Source organism: Amycolatopsis aidingensis (genome assembly GCF_018885265.1).
GTDB classification, from domain to species: Bacteria; Actinomycetota; Actinomycetes; order Mycobacteriales; family Pseudonocardiaceae; genus Amycolatopsis; species Amycolatopsis aidingensis.
On the sequence record NZ_CP076538.1, the window covers coordinates 3,714,203 to 3,735,536 of the forward strand.

Sequence of the window (21,334 nt, forward strand, 5' to 3'; positions counted from 1 at the left end):
TCCTCCAAGGCGAAGAGTGGTTCACCGCCTCCCTCCGCACGCTCAGAGCCTGACGCTGCCGTGATCTTGCATCTCGCGAGAAGACGGCATGATCGCCAAGTCACGTGACTTCCATGCTGATTGGGCCATTTCTCCTGGTGAACGGCTTACTTCAGTGTCCCTTGTGGATTGTTCTGTGCGCAGTGGGGCGGTTGTGACGTTCGCCCCGGAACGCACACCACGGTCACCGACCGCGTTGCAGAGCGTCCTGGACCTGGAACGTATCCGACGACCACGATCATGGCGTACGACCGGAGACCGCTGAGTGCCCTGCTCACCCTCAAGAGGTGGACAGAATTGGATCAGAGGTTACTGCGTTCGCGGCAGTCCGGGGTCGGTGGCTTCGAGTGCGTACAGGCGGTCATGGAGGTCGTCGGCGCGGTGGTGGCCGAGTTGGTGGTAGAGGTCCAGGGCCTCGCGCCAGCAGCGCAAGGCCCGCTCGCGGTGGCCTGTGTCGCGCAGGCAGGTGCCGAGGGTGTCCAGGGTCGCTGCGGTGATGTCCGGGCTGCGGTGGTGGTCTTCGATGTGGAGGGCTTGCTCGCACAGCGCGATCGCCTCGGGGTGGTCGCCCAGGCCGCGCCGGGCGCGAGCGATCTGGTGCAGCGCCCAGGCTTCGCCTTGCCGGTCGTGGGCCTGGCGGCGCAGGGGGAGGCTGCGTTCGGCGTGGTGCAGGGCTTGGTGGTAGTCCCCCAGCCCCGCGCACGCAGCGCTGAGGTTGCCCTCAACCACTGCCTCCAGGCGTCCGTGCTGGGCACCGGGTGCCAGGGGTAACGCCTCCAGGAAGTACTCCCGCGCCTGGGTGTAGTGCCCTTGATCCAGGCACACCCATCCGAGGTCGTTGAGCGCACAGGCCTGTAGTTCTGGGTGGTGGAGGTCGCGGGCCAGCGCCAGCCCTGCCAGGAGGGTCTCGCGCGCGTCCTGCCACCGCCCAACGGCCCCCTGTATCTCGCCCAGGTCCAGCAGGGCGTGGGTTTCGGCAGTGCGGTCCCCGCCGCGGCGGGCCGCGGCCACCGCCCGTCGCGTGAGGTCGATCCGGTCCTCCCACCGCCCCACCCGATACAGGACCGGCCACACGGTGGTGGTGAGCAGGAGGGTGAGGGGGAGGTGGCCGTGCCGGTCGGCGTCGCGGACCGCCGCCACCAGGTTGTCCTGCTCCCATTCCAGCCACGCCGATGCTTGTGCGGGGTCGCCGAGGTCCAGTTCCGGGTGGGTGGCGGTGTCCAGGCGCAGCGCGGGATACCAGTCGCGGTGCGCGGGGCGCAGGACCTGGTGGGCGGTTTTGGCGTGGTGGGCGTACCACTGCCACACCCGCTCCCGGACGGCCTCGCACTGGCCGGACGGGTCGTCGAGGGTGGCGCGGTGGGCGGCGTAAGCACGCAACAGGTCGTGCAACCGGTACCGGCCCCGCCCCACCGGCTCCACCAGATGCGCCTCGACCAGCACCCCCAGCACCCGCCGCACCACAGGAAGGTCCAGGCCGGTGGCCGCGGCGACGGCTTCGAGGCAGAACTCCGGCCCCGGATGCAACCCCACCCGCCGGAACACCAACGCCTGCGTGCTGTCCAGGCGCTGGTAGGACCAGTCGAACACCGACTCCACCGCCGCCCGCTCGTCCCCGCCCCGGCTCAACATCTCCAGCCGAGACCGCTCATCCGCCAGCTCCGCCACCACCTCACCCACCGTGGTGTGCGGGGCGGCGGCGTACCCGGCCGCGATCCGCACCGCCAACGGCAACCGCCCGCAACACCGCACCAATTCCCGCACCGCGCCCGGCTCGGCCGCCGCCCGCTCCGCCCCCACGATCCCGCCCACCAACGCGACCGCCTCCGGCTCGGTCAGCAGATCCAGGGTCAACCGGGCCGCGCCCTCGGTCACCACCAACCCGGTCAAACTGTCCCGGCTGGTCACCACCACCAAACACCCCGGACTGCCAGGCAGCAACGGCCGCACCTGCCCCGCACCGTTCGCGTTATCCAACACGACCAACACACGCCGCCCGGCCAGCAGCGACCGGAACAACCCCGCCTGCGCCTCCACCCCCACCGGGACCCGCTCACCCGGCAGCCCGAGCGCACGCAGGAACCCCTCCAGCACCTCACCCGGCGTAGCGGGATCACCCGGCCCGTAGCCGCGCAGATTCACATACAACGTGCCGCCGGGAAACCGATCCTGCACCCGATGCGCCCAGTGCACCGCCAGCGTGGTCTTCCCCATCCCCGCCGCACCATCCACCGCCGACACCACCACCGCACCCGCACCCACCTCATCGCCAGGCACCAGCGCATCCAACGCGGCCACATGCTCGGCACGACCGGTGAAATCCCGGATCGCCAACGGCAACTGCCGCGGCGGCGGCGCAGCCCCACCATGAGCTGTCCCGGTGAACGACACATGCTGGATCGACCCGGCCTGCACCACCGAACCAGCCACCCCGTCACCGGCCTCGTTACGAACGCCCGCCCCCTCCGACACGACACCAGTCTCCCGCCAGCCACCCCGACGGCGGCACGGGAACAACCAGAACCACCCACACGGACCACCAGCACCCAGACACACCAACAGAGCAACCACAACCTGATCGTCGCGCCCCACAAGATCACCGACAGCGTCAAGCACTTAGCGGCATGAGAGTGCGTCGTCTGCGTGATCCAGTTCAGGTGTCCGATGCCAGCTCTGCCCGCCCCCGGTTGCCGATTGGCGAGCGGAATCGACTGTGCTGAGACTCGTGTGGGCGGTAATATTCACGCGGACATGGCCAGTGGAACTGGCTCTCATGGTCAGGGGGCTCGTGGACGTCGTCGTGCAGTGGATTCGTACGTCGTGGACAAAACGGTCTCGCGGGGGAGCCGCTGCCGCGACCCGTAACGCTGCGCCTGTCGGGTTCCCCGTGGCAGCGGCGCAAGCCCCCTTTGCGCACATAGTGGTGATGCGCGAACAGGATGGCTTCCGTCCTGCGGAATCCATCGGAGCTCTGGCCAGCGCCGACGTCAGCCTTCGGCACGTCGACACGCGGCTCCGGGTGTTTCCGCAGGTGCGGGCTGTGTTCGCCCTCCCGCCCCGACGCCGACGCCCACCCGCTGTACACCTCATCCGTGGCGAGTGGGTTCGGTGGCAGTTGAATTACCGGTTCAGTAGCGCGGCCGGAATGCAGGATTGGTCATACTGGCTGGACACATTCAACATCGCACACGGCCCTACCAAGAACGACATCTTCCTCGGTGAGCCGACCTACTTCGTCGACGAACGAGGCCTGCTGCGATAGACACAAACCGAAACTCACCCCGCCCACGGAACAGCCACGTCGTCTCGTCGGCAAGTGTGTGCGTTTGTCGCCGTGCTTTGGAGGATGCAGGTGCGGAGCGCTTCCAAGACAACGACACCGGCTACGAGCACTGGCTGGCCCGTCATTCCCAACCTGTACGTGCTCAAGGTCGCCCGCCGTGTCCAGGGCCGGGCAGCATGCGCTTGGTGCTACGCGGTGCTCGTGGACTCAGTGCCCTCGGTCGGCCTGTGGACGACTACACCGCCGCTGTCGATCCTCGAGTTGTAGAACACCCAGCTGCCTTCCCATGCGCCGATCTCGGTTGTTGCAGAGCGTCCGTCAGTTAACTTCCGTGACAGAAGGGTCTGAGCCAACCGGGCGACCGGTGGCACACGGAAGGCCGCGAACACCGCGAGCGGGACGAGGACGAGGGTGCGCGCGAGGTCCACGAACGCGTCGATGTCGATCAGCTCGACGCTGCCGAGCAGCGGACCAACGATGATCATGAACGCGAGGGCGGTGACCAGGGGGCGACGTGCTCTTGGTCAGCTCGGGACCTGGCTACGTCCCGCTGCTGGAGGTCAAGACCGGCTGGGGTTCGGTGCGCGGGTCCCGACCACCGGGACCAGTCACCTCCACTGGAGACGATCACAAAATCGACCCTCGCGCGTTTCGGCAGGTAGCCGATCTGGTATCGGCGATCCCACTGATCGCAGGGTCGAGTTCGACGACGCCAGCTTCCGGGGCGGGAGTAGACTTGGGCCCAAGGTCGTGCAGCACCGCCCCTTCGGGCAGTGCGAACCGCAGTTCCAGATCGCGCACCAAGGTGTTGCCTGTGTTGTGGACGGAGAACCGCGCCCACGTCAGATCGCCGACCGGGCGGTCCCGGTACCGGACCTCCAGGTTGTCCCGGACGTCCCGGTCGACGTCGAAAGACGTCGATTCGCGGTCCAGGCTCCACACGAGGGAGTCGCGCGGTCCGGCACGCCGTTTGAGGAACTCCAGAAGCAGCGCGAACAGGAACCCGAGAATGGCCGCGACGAGTAGCTCCAGATACTTGCTGTTCAACAGCGCACCCGTGCTGGAACCTTGACCAAGTAACGCAGCCTGTAGCAATTCAACCTCCACCCGCGGAACTACTCCTGATCAGGATCGTGCTCGACTGGAAGGCGTTACCGTAGCGAACTGGGTGACGACTCGTCGGGTGAGGCGGTGGCCTGCGACCCGGAGTAGCGGGCGCCAGCTGTCGTCATTCCAGGATGATGTAGGTGGGCATGGGCGCTATCGGGCGAACAGCACCCCGGGAACCCTCACAACGGTGAACATCGCACATACAACGGCAGAGTCGGACGTTCAGCGACGTGCGCCTCGCGGCATGGTCGGGCCTCCCGCGCCGTCAGCGGTATGAGAGCGAGTCGGCTACGACAGCGAAAGTGTCTGGCGGGTAGCCGCGTCGTCGCTTGGGTCAGCCAGAAGGTCGCGGTGAGGGCTGCACGGTTGTGCGCCAGGCCGCCCGGAGGGCTTCGAGTTCGTGTCGGGGAAAGGGACGACCCCACTGGGTCTGGTAGCCGACCTCGCCCAGGTCGTCGACGACGGTGTCGAACGCCCTGATTACGGCTCTGGCGAGGGCGGTCGTTGGCTGCTGGCTCTGCCAGATCAGCCTGCCGGCATGCTCGGGTGTCTCCGAGTCGGCAGCCTGGACAAGGCGAATGGCGACCGTGTTTGCGCGACGATGGAAGAACCATCGGTAGACGGTGGGTTCGGCTTCGAACTCGGCCCGGGTATCGGTCTCGTAGAGGATGATCCTGGCTACGGCCCGCAGCAGTTGTTCGGGACCGCCGGTGACGTAAGAGGCAACTGCCTCGGCGCTGGTGTGCTCGTCCATGACGGAGCAAAAGGCCCACCCCGTGATGTCGCAGGGTCCAGATAAGTCGCACGTCCGACATTGTCGATGGCGCCATGCCCACCGTCATCCGAATAAGCTCGTCAACCCCGTCCACCGGTGATCAATGCTGGACCAGCCGGACAGCGGGAGCTGGTCGGGCACGACGTTCTGGAATCAAGGACGGACTGCGCTGGCCTCTTCTTCCACAGCCCGCCGACCAGCGCGGCCGAGCGGGATGCCTGGGCCAGGAAACCGCGGCTGCCGCGGCGGACGCGGACACTGACCACCCATCCGATCGTGCGCTACCTTGGTCGGGACTCGGCCGAAGAGACGGTGGCGACCGTGGACCACGGTGGTCGCCGACTGGCTGCGCGAGGGCCGGTCGCCAACGGTGTTCCTGCACACCCGACAACAACGACGCGCCCGCACTCACCCGCCGCTTCCACGAGGAAGCTCGGGCAGGAGCCAATCACGTTCGGGTACGCCGATACCCGCAGCGATCGGCTCAACGACGACACGCCGATCGTCGTCGACGGCGTCCCGACGGCGCTAACCGCAACGCGTGCCGCTGAACGACCGATCGGCGGCAAGAGAGTGCGTCGCAAGTCTAGGAGTGGCCCTTCCAGGGGTGCCCGATGCCCGTTCGTGTCGCGCTGCTGCCGGGTGGCAGGTCGAGGACGTCGATCAAGCTGTGGTCCTCGTCGATGGCGTGGTGCAGATGCCCGGTCTTGGCGGTGCTGCTGTCCGCGTCGGAGGAGCCGATGAGCTGCCAGGTGCCGTCATCGACGTCATGCCGGACCAGCAGAATGGGCTCGCGGCGCTCGAAGACCTCGAGGGTCTGGATGCAGGTGGTTCGCAGCAGCCAGTGCCACATCCACCAGGCCCGCCGATCGCGCTGCATGATCTGGTCGGTGGCCCACCAGACGAACGGCAGATCCTCGTGGGCGCGTGCCTGGCGCGCGGTCAGGTCCGGGCCGCCCTGCGGGACGCTCTCAAACGGGTCGTCGATCAGCGAGAACGCATGCCCGTCCTCGTTCTCGAAGATGACCGCATGGAAGGTGCCGCCGCCGGGGTTACCCGCGCCGATCCCGATCGACAGGCGAGCGAGGTGCGGGTCTGCCCCAGTGGTCCAGCCGAATGCGTACGAGGCCAGCTCACCCTGCGGCCCGACAAACTCCCCGAACGCACGTCGATCCATTCCCGTCACAGCCTTCGTGGGCACCTCGACCAGCACACCCTCCAGCACCTGAACATCCACGCCCGCAAGATAGCCGATCAAGAAACCGCTCCTTCAGGTACACGCCACCCCTCTGCCACGTGGCTACCCGGACACACAGCGGCATGAGAGTGCAAGTCTGGGCAGGCCCAGTCGCTGCTGACTTCGCTGAACCGCGCTGTCGGAGACACTCGTAGCTCCGGTTTGCATGCCCGGCAACGTGGCGGTGATTTTCGCGACGCTAGCGATTACTCTAAGCGCTAGGTCCGGTGACGAGGCCCCGGGCTGGGAGGTCGTATGGGTAGGCTTGGTCGCCACTTCTGGTGGTTTGCCGCCGTAGCTGGCGGCGGTGTGGCGCTCTGGGGGGCGTGGCAGTTTGGCGCATTGAACTGGTTGTGGGAAGAAAACCACCCGATTCGGCCGGTGGTTGAAGCGCTGAGCTGGGTTGCCGGCCTCGCGGGTCTGATCGTCACGGCGACCGCGGTGATCATCTCACTGCGTCAGCGGCAAGGTGACTATGAAGTCGTGAATGTGTCGCTGACGCGTCCGTCGGCTAGCACGGCTGAGAAGAATATGGCGGAAGTTCGAGATAGCCGCGGGATTCAAATTGGTGACCACAACGCCCAGACCAATCACTTCGACCGGTAACCAACAGTGTTTTCGCTAGATCGGCAGGACCGCAGCTCGAAGCCGTCAGACCCAGCACGACACGTCGAGGTCAGTCAAAGCGAAGGCGTCCAAGTCGGTGACCACAACACCCAAACCAACCTTTACTTCATAGGTAGCTGCCACGACGGCGCCGCCGTCACCTCACGTGCGTCGCACGGCGAGGCGATCAGCGACGCGGTGCTCCGGAACTATCGTCGAAACTGGATGGCGCGGCCTCCGGTCATGGCCGCGCAGCCTGAAGCATCGCTTCTGGCAGACCGGCTGACGGCGCACGATGGCCGTCCGGTTGTCGTATTGCACGGTCGTGCGGGCTCAGGCAAGAGCACGGTCGCGGCCGAGGCTGTGAAGCATCTGATCGAACTCGACTGGACTGCCGCGGTAGTGCGCATGGACGCGATCGACAATGTCTGCCGAAGCGCCGCGGCGCTGGGCAGGGCGGCCGAGTTGGGGTCGTCCCCGATTGACGCCCTGGCTTTAGCTGCACGCAATGGGCCGGCGGTTCTTGTCGTAGACCAACTCGATGCAGTGAGTACCTACAGCGGCCGCATACCCGACAGCTACGAGGCTGTCGATGAGATGGTCGCGCAGGCGGGCACGCACAAGGAGATGAAGATCGTCCTTGTGGTGCGCTCTGCCGATCTTTCGGCCGACCCGCGGATGAGGTCCCTGCTCGCCGAGGAAGGCAAGGTCGAGCAGCTCGAAGTCGGTCACCTCGACGTCGCGGCTGTGCGTGCTGCTCTCGCTGATTTCGGAGTCGAGCCGAACTCGCTGACGCCGGATACGCTCGACTTGTTGCGCGTCCCCCTGCACTTGGCCGTGTTCTTTCGCCTGGAACCAGAGTCACGTGAGCTGCCGTATCGGACGCTCCCGGACCTGTACCAACAGTTCACACACGAGATCCGTGGGCTGGTTGAGGACGACCTAGGATCCGCCGGCTGGCACGGGGCGATCGCGCCCCTCGTTACATACATGAGCGAACACGAGACCTTGCATGCACCATCCGCACTTCTTGAGCGACTTCCTAGACGTGCACGCCCGGCGCTGGTTTCGGCGGGGGTCGTCCGCGATGACGGCGACACCGTTCAGTTCTTCCACGAAACATACTTTGACTTCTCGTTCGCTAGAGAGTTCGTCGCGCAGGGTTTGGATCTACACGACTTCGTGTTGCACTCCGGCCAGCAACTGTTTCGGCGAGCTCAGGTACGGCAGGTCCTCGAACACCTCATCGGAGTAGATCGACGACGGTTCCGGACTGACGCGGTACGGCTCTTGACCAGCGACGCAATTCGCACGAACCTTCTTGACGTCGTGATTGGGGTGCTCAGGTCTCTGCCGGCATCGGCGGACGACTGGCTGGCGATCGAAACACTCGCGTTCGGAGGATCCCGCCGCAGTGGGCCGCTACTCGCCCTGCTGACGATGCCAGCTTGGTTCGACGCTGCTGATTCGGCCGGTCGCTGGGAGCCACTGCTTGCAGACAGCGCGACGGCTACGCCGACGGCCAACGTGCTGATCACGGCAGCCAGGGAACGCGGGGAACGAGTTGCTGAACTGGTCCAGCCGTTCATCGGCAGCTCCGACGAGTGGACGCATCGACTGCGGTCCATGGTCGAATGGTCCCTGTCACCAGGCCTGGTCGACCTAACCGTCGACCTACTCCATCTCGGCTTGCTCGACGGAGCTCGCGGGCCGATCGCGGTCAACAGCAACTTCTGGTCGATCGTTGCCGGCCTGAAGGACGTGGACGCCGCAGGAGCAGCGCGGGTGGTGGGTGCCTACCTCCACCGAGCCAGAGACCGAGCGCAGGCCGACGGCGTCGCCAACCCGTTTCCGGAGTACATAGACTCGTCAGGAGGCGCGGGCGGTGGAACGACGATCATCGAGATCGCGACGGCGGCGCCCCGGCAGTACCTGGAGCACGTACTCCCCTTTATAATCGCGGTGTTGGATGATACCACTGCGGACGACGGCGAGGGGCTGAGGACCGGTGGCCCGTGGGCGTACCGGTTCTACGGGGCGCATGAAGTCGACGACGCAGTCCTAAACGGCGTCGATATCGCCCTGCGCGCGACCGCGCACGAACTCTGGATCGGGCCGAGAACCGTCCTCGAAGAACTGTGCAGCAGCGAGTACGAAGTCGCGCGATTCCTCGCATGCCGTACCTACGCTGTCATCGCCGACCAAGCAGCAGACGAAGCCATCGACTGGCTGGGGTCAGACGACCGAAACCTGACGCTGGGATGGCAGGACAGCAGTGCGTGGGCATCACGGCAACTTGTCGAGGCTGCCGCACCGCATTGCGGCGACGGGCAACTCGATGCTCTGTGCATCAGATTACTTGAGTACTATCCGACTTGGGAGAGGAAGGCCGATAAGGGCAGAGCCCTGGGGTACAGCCAGTACGTACTCATGTCGGCGTTGCCCACAGCCGGCTGTCCGCCAATGCCAGACGCAGGCTCGGCGAACTTGAACGCAAATTCTCCCGCGCCGCCATCCGGCCGCCCGAGCCGCTCGAAGCCCACTTCGTTGGCTCGCCAGTGCCCGAAGAGGCGGGCGAGCACATGACCGACGAAGACTGGTCCCGAGCCATCACCAAGTACAGCGGGAATGAAACCCGTCCTCGTCGGAAGTTCGCGGTCGGAGGCTCGTGGCAACTTGCCGGAGTGCTCGGTCGCCGTGCCGCAGTGGAACCACAACGCTTCGCCGAACTCGCCTTGACTTTTGACGAACAGACGCTGGCTTCTAACATCATCGAAGTTGTCAATGCAGTGGTCGGAAAGATCACCGTCGCGAAGCTGACTGAACTGTGCGAGCACGCAAGGCGTATCGCGGGAGAAGCGGCCGGCCAAGCCATATGCCGGGCCATTGCGAATTCCGCGGAGGAAGCCACGGATGCACTGATCGCCTTGCTCGAGCACTACGCGCGCGCGGCCGATCCCACGGTGGAACGCGCGAGCAGACGACCCGACGGCGAAGTCGACCTTGCAACAGAGGGGATGAACTCGACCCGAGGTGTTGCCGCTGCGGCAGTCGGTCAAATTCTCTTCGCTGACGAGACGTACGCACCTCGGCTGCTCCCGCTCGTGGCGAAGCTCGTGCAGGACCCGATCCTCTCTGTACGCGCGGAAGCCACTCGTCCGGTTTTAGCGCTATTCAACAGTCACCTGGAACAGGCACTCGATATCGCTGACGATCTGTTCACCACGAGTGCCATCGAGATTTATCATTCGACCGCAGCCAACAGGCTGCTGACCTACGCTATTTACCGTGCAGGTGCCCGTTTCTCTCGGCACCTCAATCGCGCGCTCGAAGCGGACAGCTCCATCGCAGTGAAGGCCGGCCACATTTGGGCCAACGCGTTGCTGAACAACCTGCTACCGGACGCATGCCCCGCCGACATCACCGACCTGCCTGTGCGCGCGCGACAGGGAGCCGCGCAGACCATTGCCACAGCGCCGCACCTAGCCCCCGACGTGCTCGTCACGTTATTCGACGACGAGGACCCTGACGTTCGCAAAGCCGCCGCCGCAGTGATCCGAGTCCTCCACGAGCCTGACTCAGCCCCGATCAGTGAACGAGTCGTGGCAGCGTACACAGCCAGCCGAGCCTTCCCGGACAACTTCGGTGACCTCTTCCGCTCACTCGAGCGAAGCCTGAGGCTGCTGCCCTCGACAACGATCATCGCCTGCGAACGCGCCGTCGAGCACGCTGGTGTTGAACTCGGTGATCTAAGCAGGGCCAATGCTGCCGTCAGCCGTGACATCATCACGATCGTGCTCCGGCTCTACCGGCAAAGCAACGCGGCAATGCGCGACAGATGTCTCGACGTGGTGGATCAGCTATCCGATGTCGGAGCGTACGGACTGCCGCAGGCTATCCAAGACGAGCGCTAACATCAGGGCATACAGCTTCGAACGACTCCTCTGGAGATCCACTTATCCAGGCGACGCTACTGGGGCACCTGGTGTGACCCATGGGGAGTGGACGCGGGCAAGACCCGAAGTGGTTGCCGTGTTCACTGTGGTTCGCTTGATCCAGGAGGAGCCCGACTCTGCCCCAGCTGGCTCGCCACGCCCACGCCGCAGACCTTCAGTGCAGCCTCCCTGCGGCCCGTTTCAAGACTCACCTGAAGTTGCCCCACGCCAGGGGGCACGCACCGCACCTGGCCCCTATCCACCAGATTTGAGCCGATTCAGCGTTGTGGGACGTTACGACATCGGTTCCTCGCGTACTCCTCTCATCCCGCTCACCGGACCCGCGTCATCTGGCAGTACTGACACGCCCGGCTTTGTCAGGGCTGCTCCCACCCTCCCGCCACCTCCCGGATCAGGCTGCCCTCAGCTCCTACCGGGCCGCTGCGACGACCCGACGGCGATGGTTTCTCACCTCCACTCAAACCACAGCGCCTCACGGCGCACGAAGCCCGTGCTGAACGAGTTCTCGATCACCTTCAGTGACCGCTGGCCGGCCGCCGAGACCTACTAACCGAACCCGCCGAAAACACCGTTCGATCCGCGCCGGATCAAGGGAGTCCTATATAGACTGGAAGGCGGACATCCAGTCTTTATCGTTCGAGGTGATCGATCTTCCCGATCGGGTCGTCACGGCCTTGCGGGCGTTCATGTCCGAGCTGGGCCTGGTCTACGGAGCCTTCGATCTCGTGCTCGGCCCCGATCCACATGATGAGCGGGGCGAGGTCGTGTCGATGCTGGAGTGCAATCCGGGTGGTCAGTACGGTTTCCTCGAGGCCATGGTCGGGGTGCCGATCACCGACAGCCTGGTCCGGCTCCTCGCCGGGGGAGACAGCCGGTGACGGCGCGGGTGACGGAGCCGACCTGGCGCCCGCTCGCTCGGCGACTGGCCGACCGGCTGACCGCGGAGGGTGACCTGCGGACCCCGCAGTGGCGCGCGGCCCTGCTCGCCGTACCTCGACACGAGTTCGTCCCGCGCTACTACCTGCAGGACACCAGCACGCGCCCGGCACGGTGGATCGCGCACGAACCACACGACCCCGCCGGCGTCGCGCGGTGGCTGGAGCTGGTGTACTCACCCACCACGCTGATCACCGAGGTCGTCGACGACAGCGAGCGCGGCGTCCAGGTCCCCGTCTGTAGCTCCACCAAACCAGACCTGATGATCCGGATGCTCGAGGCCCTGCAACTCTCCGCCGGGATGCGCGTGCTGGAGATCGGTACCGGAACCGGTTACAACGCCGGGCTGATGGCCCACCGGCTCGGCGACCGTAACGTGTACTCCGTCGACATCGACCCCGCACTCGTGACCGCCGCGCGCCACCGCCTAGCGGGGCTTGGCTACCGGCCGACCCTCGCCGCGGGTGACGGGGCCGACGGCCTCGCAGACCACGCGCCGTTCGACCGCATCATTGCGACCTGCGCGCTGCGGGCGATCCCTCCGGCCTGGATCGACCAGCTTCGTCCCGGTGGCCTCGTCCTGGCCCACCTCGAAGGTCCACTCGGCGCCGGCAACCTCGTCGCGTTGCGCCGCGGCGAGCGGCCAGTCGTGCAAGGAAAGTTCCTGCCGTGGTGGGGATGCTTCATGCGCCGCCGCACCACCACCGGTCCCACCAGCGGGTCACACCGACCGACACCCACCACACAGCAGGCCACGACCCGACCCAGCACCCTCGACCCGGCCGAACTCGACGGCGGGTTCCGATTCCTCGCCCAACTCCACCTCCCTGCGGACACCTTCCGCAGCATCCGCCTCGCCGACGACGACCACACACCGATGACCTACCTGCTCGCCCCCGACGGTTCCTGGGTCGAGGTCGCCCGCCACGCCGACGCCTGCGGTCACTACACGGTGCGCGAAGCGGGTCCCACCCCACTCTGGACCGCCGTGGAGTCGGCCTGGACGGAATGGAACCACCTCGGCACACCCCCGTGGCACGACTTCGGCATCACCGCGACCCCCAACGAACACCGCATCTGGCACAGCGACCCCGCAGGGCCTACATGGACGCTTCCCACTCCCACGAGACGACCGGCTTGGTGACCGCGTAGAGGCCCAGCCGTCGCGGCTGCTCAGTATCAGGCGTCTTGATCCTTCAGGGTTGTCAGGAATGCCTGGAACGCACCATGGCTCACAATCAATAGCCCACCGTGCCGGTCCTTAGTGTCGCGGATATGCGCTAGAGGCGCGGCCGTGGCGATCTCGACGCAGGTGTCATCGCCGCCGGAACCGCCGCCAGAGTAACTGCTCTTCCGCCACGCCAACTCGTCACTCATTTGTTCACCATCTCTTTTCTGCGCTTCCCGATGAGAACCGCCGAGGCGGCTCGGTGGCGCTGGGCGACGCACGGAGAGTTCGATCAAGATCTTCGTTCTCTCCGTGCGTCGATGTCGATGAGTTATTCTGTCAGATGGTCGAAGTCACCGTTCTTTGCTCCAGCGATGAAGGCGCGAATCTCTTCGCGGGTGAACTGAAGGATGCCAGCGCTTGGGGTCTTGGAATCGCGCACGCCGACTGTCTCGCCGACCGTGGCGAGCTCTACGCAGTCCTTCAAAGGCTCGCTGAGCGAGGACTTCTGCCACTGAGCGCCATCAAACGCGCTCGGGTGCAGGTAGCTCTTTTCCAATGGACGTTCCTTCCGGTAGTCGTTACTTGTACTCGCCCGCCACTTTCCCGATGAACTCGATAGAGTCCTTCGGGGCCAGCGCGGCGGCCTGGAGGTACCCCCACAGCTGCTCGTATGCCTCCACTTGCTCGTACTTGTCGATGTAGCGCGACTCGTTGTATTGCTCAAGGAACGCGAAGTCGAGCGGGGAGGCGATTCCCGGTCCAGGTACGTGTAGCAGCGTGAAACTCAACGCTCGGTACGTGACCGGGCTGACCGGATTGAACGGCAAGACTTGAAGCTGCACGTTCGGAAGCTCGGCAATCTCGGTGAGGTGTGCGAGTTGTTCGCGGATCAGCTTCTCATCATCGGCCTTTGGCAGGCATCGTAAACAGGACTCGGACAGTACAAAGCTGATGGTCTTGCCCTTGTCGACGCGATGCAGGATCGACTGGCGTTCCCGTCGGGCCGCTACGGCGTGTTCCACATCGTAGGTCAGCCCGAAGGGATGTGGGGCTTCATGTAGAGCACGGATGTAGTGCTCCGTCTGCAGCAAGCCCGGAATGATCTCGGTCTGGTACTGGCGCATCCGGCTGCTGGCCCGCTCCAGGTCGAGGCGGAGCCTCATCGATTCGGCGAAGACGTTCTCGTAGCCGCCCCAGTCGCCGCGCTTACCGAGTTTGCGTGCCAGGTCGGCGATGACCTCGACGTGCTCCTCTGTGGCTCCGTAGAACCTCGCCAGCGCCATGGCGTCTCCGACGGAGGCCTTGGACTGGCCGAGCAAGATCCGGTTGATCTTCGACGCCTGGTTGCCGAGATGGTCGGCGGCCTCGGCGTCCTTCTTGCCGGACGCGGCCTTCAGCCGGTTCAGCTCGTTGATCAGCATCAACAAGGGAACCGTCCTGGTGATTGCCATCTGCAGCTGCCTCCAAGGTCACGGGTGCCGGTCTCCAGTATCGGGCAGCCGTAGAGCACATATGAGACCACCCGTTCGGACTACTCGCCAAGATGATGACTCCTATATTAGTCTACTCCTGTAGATAGGAGCTTCTAAGTTTGAGAGTTGTCACGCGGCAGTGAACGCTAGCGCAGGCGCGAGCCTCGACGTGTCCGAGGCCGCGATGCGTACGAGTCGTCCAGCTGTCTCGGCCGTGGCCCGCTCTGAACCGTGAAGCAAGCTGCTCAAGCTGCGGCGAGGCGCGTTGCCGTCCGCCGTAGGTGAACGAGGTGCGCACGTCGGGATCCCCGGTGGTCGAGGTACCCGTCGTGTCACCGGTAGTGCGACGCGGCCACCGGTGCGCACCACCGCTGGTCCGCACGGCCGAGGCGCACTTCAGCCAGCGCCGCCGAGGTCGTGCGGACCAGCCGCCAACTGTGGAAAGGACGAATCAACCATGCGTCCGACGGTCAGGGGATGGAGATCCCGAAGGAGTCGCGAGGAGTTGGTGTCGTGCCGTGATGGGACCGGGCACCGGCAACGGCTCGGTGTTGGTCTCGACGCGGAGAACCGGGTCGCTCTGCGGTTCGGTGACGGCGAGGTTGCGGTCCTCGATCCGCTTGATGTGGGCCGCTTGCGGGGCTACCTGGCTGCCGCGGTGATCGCCGCTGCGATGCGGCGACATGACGCTGTCGCGGCGGCGCGGGCTGATGAACGTGGCCGCTAGTCACGGCTGAGCGGCCGTTGCCCGATCGCTTACCGCTTGGCTTCTGGGATACCGGTGCGGTCGCGCTGCCGTTATGACGCTCGCCCCTCCGGCGGCGCGCCCCGGGACCCGTGGTCCGGCCCCTTCTCCCGCATGGGGCCGGGCGACGGTGAGGCGCCGGTTGGCCGGGGTGCGTGGTCTGTGGCTGCGGTGGCGATGGGGGTGTGTTTTGTCCGGCTTGGTGTTCGACGAGATGCGATCGGATTCGACGATGAGGAGGGGTCGGCGTGGTGATCCAGGACGCGGGGGTGATGGCGGGCTCTGGCGGCGATGATGTTGCCGGGGCGGGGCTGTCGGCGGTGTCTCCGGTGGTTGTGGTGACCGGGGAGACGTGTACGGGGAAGAGCACCGCGGCTGCGGCGTTGGGCGCCGCGGAGGGGCTGGAGTGCTATACCGCGTCGGATCGGCTGGTGACTGCCTTGCGGGGGCAGGGTAAGGCCGAGCGGTTGCGGTCGTGGTTGTCGGATGAGGCCGATCAGTGCCGCCGTCCGGATGTTGACCGGGCCACTGATCTTGCGGTGTTCCAGGACGTTCAGGTGGCCGGTCGGCCGCTGGTGGCGGAGTCGGTGTCGTTGCCTGCGCTGCTGCCGCCGGATACGACGGCGCTGGTGGTGCGGCTGGCGGCTCGGCCGCCGGTGCGGGTTGCCCGGCTGGGCCGGTTGTTGCCGGATCTCAGCGTGGCCCAGTTGCGGACGATCCTGCGGCGGAAGGACCGTTCCACCGTTCGGGCGCTGCGTGCGGCGTGGGGTGTGCATCCGTTCCCGCCGCCTGCCGCGCACTGGACGGCGGATCTGGTGGTGCAGTGCCCGGCGCAGGAGCGGTGCCCGGATGCGCAGCGGTGCGCGGAGTCGATCGATGCGGTGATCGCGGCGGCGTACCGGGTGTATCGGATGTACCTGTCGGCCGAGGTTGCCGACGCTACCGGGGCGGCGGATCGGTTGCGGGAGGTGATTGCCGGGCGCCGGCATCATGTTCGCCGGTGCGCTCCGGCGTTGCTGTACCCGGACACGCCGGTGAGCGTGGCGCGGTGGAAGCGGCGATTGTGGACCGAGCTCGCCGCGACGCGGACGGGGCCGGCGTCATGACCCCGGCACTGAGTGCCGCGGAGGTCGTGTCGCAGTTGGGGTTCGTGCTGGCGATCGACAACTGTGCGCGGGGGTGCCGGCATTGCCCGGCGTATGGTTCGGCCGCTCGGGTGGAGCGGGCCTCGTTGCGGACGCTGTCTCGTCGTCTTCACTCGGTCGCCGCCGCGCGGCGTCGGCTGGGGCTGTCTGCCCGGCCGGAGCGGACCGTGCACTGCTGGCGGATCTCGGATCCGCTGGACTGGGTGTCGCGCACCCGGCGGGACGGTACGGCGACCGCCGCTGACCTGGCGTTGTTGTGGCGGGAGCGCCTGGGTGGGCAGGGGTTGTATGTGGTGACCAACGGGTCGGAGGGGCGCCGGACGGCGCGGCAGGCGCTGACCGTGCTGGCGGCGATGCCGGTGCTGGTGTCCCAGCTGAAGATCACGATCACCCCCGCGGACGCCACCTGGGGCACCGAGGACTACGTGGCCGCTCTGGCGGCCGATGTACGGATTGCCAAGCCGTTGTGGGAACTGCCCGCGGACCGCGGCGAGACCAGAGCGGACGCGCGGCGGTTGCGGCTGAACGTGAAGACCACCGCGGCCCAGGAGGCCGAGGCGCGCGAGGTGACCGAGGCGATCCTGCGCGGCGCGGGCCTGTCCCGCAAGACTGTGGGGGACGTGATCGACGATTCCCGGTTCGTGGCGTTCAAGCCGATCTACGACCTGGGTGCCGCGGACGGGGCGGCCGGCCCGGTGTCGGGGGCGCTCGACCTGGCCGAGGTCGGCACCGGCCGCCGGTACAAGCCGACCCCGCGCGATCGATCCCGGACGCAGTACGGCATCCGCCCGGACGGTCGGCTGTTCGCGGTGGACATGTACGCCTTCACCGAGACCGACCTGTCCGACCACGAGACCGGCCGTGCCCTGTACTGGGACGACCGGGTCGGCGAGGTGGCGGTGTCCGATGTGTGACGCCCGGCCACCGATGCTGCCGCCGTCCCAGTGGGTCACGGTCGACGCGGCGGGATGGCGTGAGCACCGCGACACCGTGCTGGGCCGCGGCTGCGAGCCTGGTGAGGCGGGGTCGCTGCTGGTCGGCGTCCCGGACTCGTTCACCCTCGCCGAACGGCTGGAGAGCCGTCCACGGTGGCTGGCCCCCGAGGAGCGGGACGGGGCCGTGTGGCTGCGTGACCTGGTCACCCGGCGACTGGGCGCGCGCTCCCGCACCTCGAGCGGCGCGGCCGCGGAGCACGTCCATGACCAGGTGCGGCGGGTGCTGGAGCTGCCGGATCACGACGGGCGGCCGGTGGCCGAGACGGTGTGGAACCAGGAGGCGCCGTACCTGATCGATCGGGTCGCGGCCTGGTGCCTGACCGGCGATCCCGGACACGACCTCGATCCATTGCCCGCCAGCGTCGACCGGAGCCGGGGTGTGGCCATGGGGTTGCTGACCGGCCTGGCCGCGCGCCAGCAACCCGCTGACAGCGACGAGCTGTGCCGCTGGGCACTGACCGCCGGACTGCTCGACCTGGGCATCAAAGGTGGCCGGGCCGTATGCCAGCCGCTGACGATCCCCCGCGGTGCGAACTGGCCCGCCCGGGTGGCGGCCGCGCTGGTGGTCTCCGCGCAACGCCCCCGGGCTGTGGACCACCTGGCCGCCTTGCACACCACCGTGGGCGCCGGTGCGGCACACCTGGTGCTGTTCACCGACGACCTGATCGAAACCGCGATCGACCTGCAGTTCCTGCAGCACCTACTCCGCCGCCATCCCCGGCTCCGGGTCACCGTGGCGCCGCGCAGCCGCCGCACGGACAACGACGCCACCCACGCCGATGTCCGGCTCCTGCTCGGTCATGCCGCGCTGCGGGACCTCGCCGCCGCCGTCGATACCGGCCGGGTCACGATCACCCCGCACGGCCCGGCCACCGCGACCGTCCTGCTGGACAAGCTGCACCCCACCGTGCTGCGGACGCTGCACGAGGCCGACGCGGTCGTGGTGAAAGGCGGCCGCAACCACGAACTGCTCACCGGCACACTCGACCGGCCACTGTGGACCGGATACGTGGTCGCGCGGGAGTTCACCGAGGCACAGGCCGGCTACGACGCCCGACCGGGCCCACTGATGTTCGTGCACGCAGCCCCCGGCCAGCGACCGTGGTGGGGCTGGCGCGGCCGGGCGCACCGCATCCTGCCCGTGGCCGACGACCGCCCCGTCCCGGCGTGCTGGACCACCATCGCCGACCGGCACCGCCGCGAGACCGACCCCGAGGCGCAGCGCCGCGACCTCGCCCTGCTCCTGCGGTGCTGGCCGCAGCTGAGCCGCGACTATCCCGACCTCGCCCGCGCGGAGATCCGCACCCTGGCCCACGGGCTTGCCCGCACCAGGCTCGCACCGCACGACCGCCACCTGCTGCACCAGGCGCGCCTGGTCACCGACCCTCCAGGAGCACCCTCGTGATCCACGATCAGCACGGCACGCCGGTGGAGCACGCCACCGCGCTGGCCCGCATCGCCGCCGCACTCGACCGGCGCTTCCCGCACCACAACACCCCCGGCGACCGCCTGGGCCGGCTGCTGGAGGAACTCGGCGAACTGGCCGACGCGGTCCTCGCGCTGTACGAGGTCGGCACTGCCCTGCCGAACAGCCCGACCGGCCCGTCCCGGGACCTGCTGCGCCTGGGCGCGGGCAAGGAAGTGGAGGACGTGCTGCGCGCCGCCGCCGGCATCGCCGGCCACTACGGGATCCCCTTCCACCTGCCCGCACCGGCCACCCGTACCTGCGGGGACGACCCGGCGGGCTGCTACCGGTTGCTGGCCGAGCTCACCGCCAGCGCGGGCGCCCTGGCCGCCGCCGTGCACCACACCCGGGGCATGGGCGTCAAGCAGGACAAGCACGGCACCGCCACCCCGGCACAACTACGCGACACGGTCGCCGAGCTCGTGGAGCGCGTCCTCACCCTCGCCGCGGTCCTCGACCTCGGCGACGTGCTGTGGGCCTGTCTCGGCCGCCATTACCGCGCCTACCAGCGCGACGGCTACCTCCGCGACACCAGCACCGACCAGGACACCGCCGATGCGTGAGATCCTCCTGGCCCGGCACGGCCAGGCCCACTGCTCCGTGAACGGGGTCATCGCCAGCGACGCCTGCGGCGGCCTGACCGACCTCGGCCGATGGCAGGCCCACCGGCTCGGCCACCGGCTGCGCGCCGAGCACGACCGCGGGCGGCCCGTCCTGCGGATCCACGCCAGCCCGGTCCTGCGTGCACGCCAGACCGCCCAGGCGGTCGCCGAGCACCTCGACCTCGAGCCCATCGTTGAGCCCGCCCTGCGCGTGCCCGATCCCGGCCCACAGGCCGAAGGCTACCCCTGGGAAGAGCTGCGACGCCGGTGGCCACCCGACCCGGACCGGCCCAGCCGTCCCCTGATCGACGGCGGCGAATCCTGGTGGCACTTCCTGCACCGGACCCACGCCTGCCTCCGGGACCTCTTCCACCACCACACCACCGACGGGCGGATCCTCGTCATCGCGCACTCCGAGGTGATCACCGCGGCCGTCGCCCTGCTCTCCGGGCACGCGGATCTGCACCGGCTGACCGTCGACGCGCACCCGGCCGGTATCACCCGCCTGGCCGCCGTCACCGAACGGCCGCACGTTCCGCTCCTGGCCCAGCGCTGGCATCTCAGCGCGCACAACGACCTCGCGCACCTGCTCGATCTGGTCTGGCCGGCCACCGACGAAGACGAGAACCCGCCACTCACTGGCCCCGGAGAACGGACGCCCCGATGAGTGACTCGCTGCGCCTCATCCGATTCATACCCCGGACCGGGGTTCCCCGCACGGTGCACCTGGTGCCACCACCGGCCCGCACGGGCCAGCCGGTCACGATCGGCGACTACGTGCGGGTGCTCACCGCGTTGTGCGGCCAGCAGTTCGCTCCCGGCGAGGCCGAGATGCTGTCCCACGCAAGCGAGGACCTGTGCCGGCGGTGCGCGGCCGCCGCGGCACAGCCACCGTCGACGGGGGAGCAGTGATGGTCCCGGTCACGGCTCTGGTCGGCGCGTGCCTGATGGCGATCGCCGTCGGGTTCTGGCTCGGGCTGGCCTTCACCGGCCGAGCGCACCGCGGAAACCACAGCTTCCACGACCCCGCCGTATCCGTCCACGCCACCGCCGCACGCGCACAGGCCACACACCAGCAGCCGCGCAGCGTCGACGCCCCGGCGGCGCACCGGGCCACCGGCAACCCCAACGTCGGCGGCCGCCACCGCCTCATCGAACGGCCCCCATCATGACCACCGACCTGACCAGCCGCGTCCGGGACGGCGACCTCGACGCCTACGGCCACCTGTTCGCGGCCCACCGCGCCGACGCCACCCGCGTGGCCCGCCGCTACGCCGGTGCACAGGTCGACGCGGACGAACTGGTGGCCACGGCCTTCGACAACACCCTGACCGCACTCCTGCACGGCCGCGGGCCCGGGGACACGACGTTCCTGCCCTACCTCCGCGTCGCCATGCGCAGGGCGGCAGCACAGTCCCTCCTCCGGGCACGGCGGGACCGCGAACTCGCCGAACGCCTCGGCCACCACCTCGCCACCGCCGGCCACACGGAACCAGGGGATACCGATCGGGCGCAGCAGGCGGCCGTGGTGGAGGCCTTCAACCGACTCCCACCCCGATACCGGGCAGTGCTGGGGCTGACCGCCATCGAGGGCACAACCAAGGCCGTCGTGTGCGCGGCACTGAACCTCACCTCGGCTGCCGTCGACGCCCTGGCCTACCGCGCCCGCAACCAGCTACGGCGCTACTTCGCCGAAGAACACAGCAAGATCAACGCCGCCCCGGACGCCGAACAACGACGAGCACGCGTCCTGCGGCACATCGCCCCTGCTCAGGCCGGGGCAGGGAGGTAACCACC

The 21,334-nt window shown here is 67.6% G+C and carries 21 protein-coding genes and 1 pseudogene; 14 read left to right on the top strand and 8 right to left on the bottom strand.

Translation table 11 applies throughout. From position 1 onward, the window contains the following. Window positions 1-348: 348 nt before the first annotated feature. The 4 genes from KOI47_RS16975 to KOI47_RS16990 all read right to left on the bottom strand — a co-directional run bounded on the left by KOI47_RS16975 (window position 349) and on the right by KOI47_RS16990 (window position 5,186). On the bottom strand, window positions 349-2,511 hold the full coding sequence (locus tag KOI47_RS16975) for an ATP-binding protein (protein WP_232376802.1): 2,163 nt from the start codon (window positions 2,509-2,511) through the stop codon (window positions 349-351). Window positions 2,512-3,510: 999 nt separating this feature from the next. Further along, window positions 3,511-3,807 (bottom strand): hypothetical protein, encoded by a 297-nt coding sequence (locus KOI47_RS16980; protein WP_216216901.1) that lies wholly within the window; start codon window positions 3,805-3,807, stop codon window positions 3,511-3,513. Window positions 3,808-3,949: 142 nt separating this feature from the next. Then, window positions 3,950-4,429, bottom strand: coding sequence for a hypothetical protein (locus KOI47_RS16985; protein WP_216216902.1), 480 nt, complete (start codon window positions 4,427-4,429; stop codon window positions 3,950-3,952). 337 nt (window positions 4,430-4,766) lie between these two features. After that, window positions 4,767-5,186 (bottom strand): hypothetical protein, encoded by a 420-nt coding sequence (locus KOI47_RS16990; protein WP_216216903.1) that lies wholly within the window; start codon window positions 5,184-5,186, stop codon window positions 4,767-4,769. Window positions 5,187-5,381: 195 nt separating this feature from the next. Here KOI47_RS16990 and KOI47_RS35685 point away from each other — a divergent pair. Next, window positions 5,382-5,758, top strand: a pseudogene (locus KOI47_RS35685) (DUF72 domain-containing protein); the annotation flags it as partial. Window positions 5,759-5,793: 35 nt separating this feature from the next. On the opposite strand, the gene KOI47_RS16995 reads toward KOI47_RS35685, so the two are convergent. Further along, window positions 5,794-6,465, bottom strand: a complete 672-nt coding sequence (locus tag KOI47_RS16995) for a hypothetical protein (protein WP_232376803.1) — start codon at window positions 6,463-6,465, stop codon at window positions 5,794-5,796. A gap of 234 nt (window positions 6,466-6,699) precedes the next feature. On the opposite strand from KOI47_RS16995, the gene KOI47_RS17000 reads away from it, so the two are divergent. The 5 genes from KOI47_RS17000 (at window position 6,700) to KOI47_RS17020 (ending at window position 13,086) form a co-directional block, all read left to right on the top strand. Further along, a complete protein-coding gene (locus tag KOI47_RS17000; RefSeq protein WP_216216904.1) occupies window positions 6,700-7,050 on the top strand; it encodes a hypothetical protein in 351 nt (116 codons plus the stop codon). A gap of 408 nt (window positions 7,051-7,458) precedes the next feature. Continuing rightward, window positions 7,459-9,636, top strand: a complete 2,178-nt coding sequence (locus KOI47_RS17005) for an NACHT domain-containing protein (RefSeq protein ID WP_216216905.1) — start codon at window positions 7,459-7,461, stop codon at window positions 9,634-9,636. Then, window positions 9,633-10,964 (top strand): hypothetical protein, encoded by a 1,332-nt coding sequence (locus KOI47_RS17010; protein ID WP_216216906.1) that lies wholly within the window; start codon window positions 9,633-9,635, stop codon window positions 10,962-10,964. Before KOI47_RS17005 ends, KOI47_RS17010 begins: the two co-directional genes overlap by 4 nt. A gap of 683 nt (window positions 10,965-11,647) precedes the next feature. After that, the gene (locus KOI47_RS17015) at window positions 11,648-11,884 is read left to right on the top strand and encodes a hypothetical protein (RefSeq protein WP_216216907.1); all 237 of its coding nucleotides are present in this window, start codon (window positions 11,648-11,650) and stop codon (window positions 11,882-11,884) included. After that, a complete protein-coding gene (locus KOI47_RS17020) occupies window positions 11,881-13,086 on the top strand; it encodes a methyltransferase domain-containing protein (RefSeq protein WP_216216908.1) in 1,206 nt (401 codons plus the stop codon). Before KOI47_RS17015 ends, KOI47_RS17020 begins: the two co-directional genes overlap by 4 nt. 35 nt (window positions 13,087-13,121) lie before the next feature. Here the strand turns inward: KOI47_RS17020 and KOI47_RS17025 are convergent, their stop codons facing one another. From KOI47_RS17025 to KOI47_RS17035, 3 genes are all read right to left on the bottom strand, one after another. After that, complete coding sequence (locus tag KOI47_RS17025; RefSeq protein ID WP_216216909.1) at window positions 13,122-13,319, bottom strand: DUF397 domain-containing protein; 198 nt, start codon at window positions 13,317-13,319, stop codon at window positions 13,122-13,124. Window positions 13,320-13,441: 122 nt separating this feature from the next. After that, complete coding sequence (locus KOI47_RS17030) at window positions 13,442-13,669, bottom strand: DUF397 domain-containing protein (RefSeq protein WP_142003866.1); 228 nt, start codon at window positions 13,667-13,669, stop codon at window positions 13,442-13,444. Window positions 13,670-13,691: 22 nt separating this feature from the next. Continuing rightward, window positions 13,692-14,534, bottom strand: coding sequence for a helix-turn-helix domain-containing protein (locus tag KOI47_RS17035; RefSeq protein WP_216216910.1), 843 nt, complete (start codon window positions 14,532-14,534; stop codon window positions 13,692-13,694). A 1,353-nt stretch (window positions 14,535-15,887) separates the two neighbouring features. On the opposite strand from KOI47_RS17035, the gene KOI47_RS17040 reads away from it, so the two are divergent. The 8 genes from KOI47_RS17040 to KOI47_RS17075 are packed head-to-tail and all read left to right on the top strand — an operon-like array spanning window position 15,888 to window position 21,329. Next, window positions 15,888-16,436 (top strand): hypothetical protein, encoded by a 549-nt coding sequence (locus KOI47_RS17040; RefSeq protein WP_216216911.1) that lies wholly within the window; start codon window positions 15,888-15,890, stop codon window positions 16,434-16,436. Beyond that, on the top strand, window positions 16,433-17,389 hold the full coding sequence (locus tag KOI47_RS17045; protein WP_216216912.1) for a hypothetical protein: 957 nt from the start codon (window positions 16,433-16,435) through the stop codon (window positions 17,387-17,389). Before KOI47_RS17040 ends, KOI47_RS17045 begins: the two co-directional genes overlap by 4 nt. Further along, on the top strand, window positions 17,382-18,875 hold the full coding sequence (locus tag KOI47_RS17050; RefSeq protein WP_216216913.1) for an ARMT1-like domain-containing protein: 1,494 nt from the start codon (window positions 17,382-17,384) through the stop codon (window positions 18,873-18,875). The genes KOI47_RS17045 and KOI47_RS17050 overlap by 8 nt, the downstream gene beginning before the upstream one ends. Then, a complete protein-coding gene (locus tag KOI47_RS17055) occupies window positions 18,872-19,498 on the top strand; it encodes a nucleoside triphosphate pyrophosphohydrolase family protein (RefSeq protein WP_216216914.1) in 627 nt (208 codons plus the stop codon). The genes KOI47_RS17050 and KOI47_RS17055 overlap by 4 nt, the downstream gene beginning before the upstream one ends. Then, window positions 19,491-20,204, top strand: a complete 714-nt coding sequence (locus tag KOI47_RS17060) for a histidine phosphatase family protein (RefSeq protein ID WP_216216915.1) — start codon at window positions 19,491-19,493, stop codon at window positions 20,202-20,204. The genes KOI47_RS17055 and KOI47_RS17060 overlap by 8 nt, the downstream gene beginning before the upstream one ends. Further along, on the top strand, window positions 20,201-20,449 hold the full coding sequence (locus tag KOI47_RS17065) for a hypothetical protein (protein WP_216216916.1): 249 nt from the start codon (window positions 20,201-20,203) through the stop codon (window positions 20,447-20,449). Before KOI47_RS17060 ends, KOI47_RS17065 begins: the two co-directional genes overlap by 4 nt. Then, a complete protein-coding gene (locus tag KOI47_RS17070; RefSeq protein ID WP_216216917.1) occupies window positions 20,449-20,709 on the top strand; it encodes a hypothetical protein in 261 nt (86 codons plus the stop codon). Before KOI47_RS17065 ends, KOI47_RS17070 begins: the two co-directional genes overlap by 1 nt. Further along, entirely contained in the window at window positions 20,706-21,329 is a 624-nt protein-coding gene (locus KOI47_RS17075; RefSeq protein ID WP_216216918.1) for an RNA polymerase sigma factor, read from the top strand. Before KOI47_RS17070 ends, KOI47_RS17075 begins: the two co-directional genes overlap by 4 nt. Window positions 21,330-21,334 lie beyond the last annotated feature (5 nt).

Coding starts and splice junctions, on each gene's coding strand:
- KOI47_RS16980 (WP_216216901.1), bottom strand. CDS start 3,807: ATGATCATCGTTGGTCCGCTGCTCGGCAGCGTCGAGCTGATCGACATC.
- KOI47_RS16990 (WP_216216903.1), bottom strand. CDS start 5,186: ATGGACGAGCACACCAGCGCCGAGGCAGTTGCCTCTTACGTCACCGGC.
- KOI47_RS17000 (WP_216216904.1), top strand. CDS start 6,700: ATGGGTAGGCTTGGTCGCCACTTCTGGTGGTTTGCCGCCGTAGCTGGC.
- KOI47_RS17005 (WP_216216905.1), top strand. CDS start 7,459: ATGGACGCGATCGACAATGTCTGCCGAAGCGCCGCGGCGCTGGGCAGG.
- KOI47_RS17010 (WP_216216906.1), top strand. CDS start 9,633: ATGACCGACGAAGACTGGTCCCGAGCCATCACCAAGTACAGCGGGAAT.
- KOI47_RS17025 (WP_216216909.1), bottom strand. CDS start 13,319: ATGAGTGACGAGTTGGCGTGGCGGAAGAGCAGTTACTCTGGCGGCGGT.
- KOI47_RS17035 (WP_216216910.1), bottom strand. CDS start 14,534: ATGCTGATCAACGAGCTGAACCGGCTGAAGGCCGCGTCCGGCAAGAAG.
- KOI47_RS17045 (WP_216216912.1), top strand. CDS start 16,433: ATGACCCCGGCACTGAGTGCCGCGGAGGTCGTGTCGCAGTTGGGGTTC.
- KOI47_RS17050 (WP_216216913.1), top strand. CDS start 17,382: ATGTGTGACGCCCGGCCACCGATGCTGCCGCCGTCCCAGTGGGTCACG.
- KOI47_RS17060 (WP_216216915.1), top strand. CDS start 19,491: ATGCGTGAGATCCTCCTGGCCCGGCACGGCCAGGCCCACTGCTCCGTG.
- KOI47_RS17065 (WP_216216916.1), top strand. CDS start 20,201: ATGAGTGACTCGCTGCGCCTCATCCGATTCATACCCCGGACCGGGGTT.
- KOI47_RS17070 (WP_216216917.1), top strand. CDS start 20,449: ATGGTCCCGGTCACGGCTCTGGTCGGCGCGTGCCTGATGGCGATCGCC.
- KOI47_RS17075 (WP_216216918.1), top strand. CDS start 20,706: ATGACCACCGACCTGACCAGCCGCGTCCGGGACGGCGACCTCGACGCC.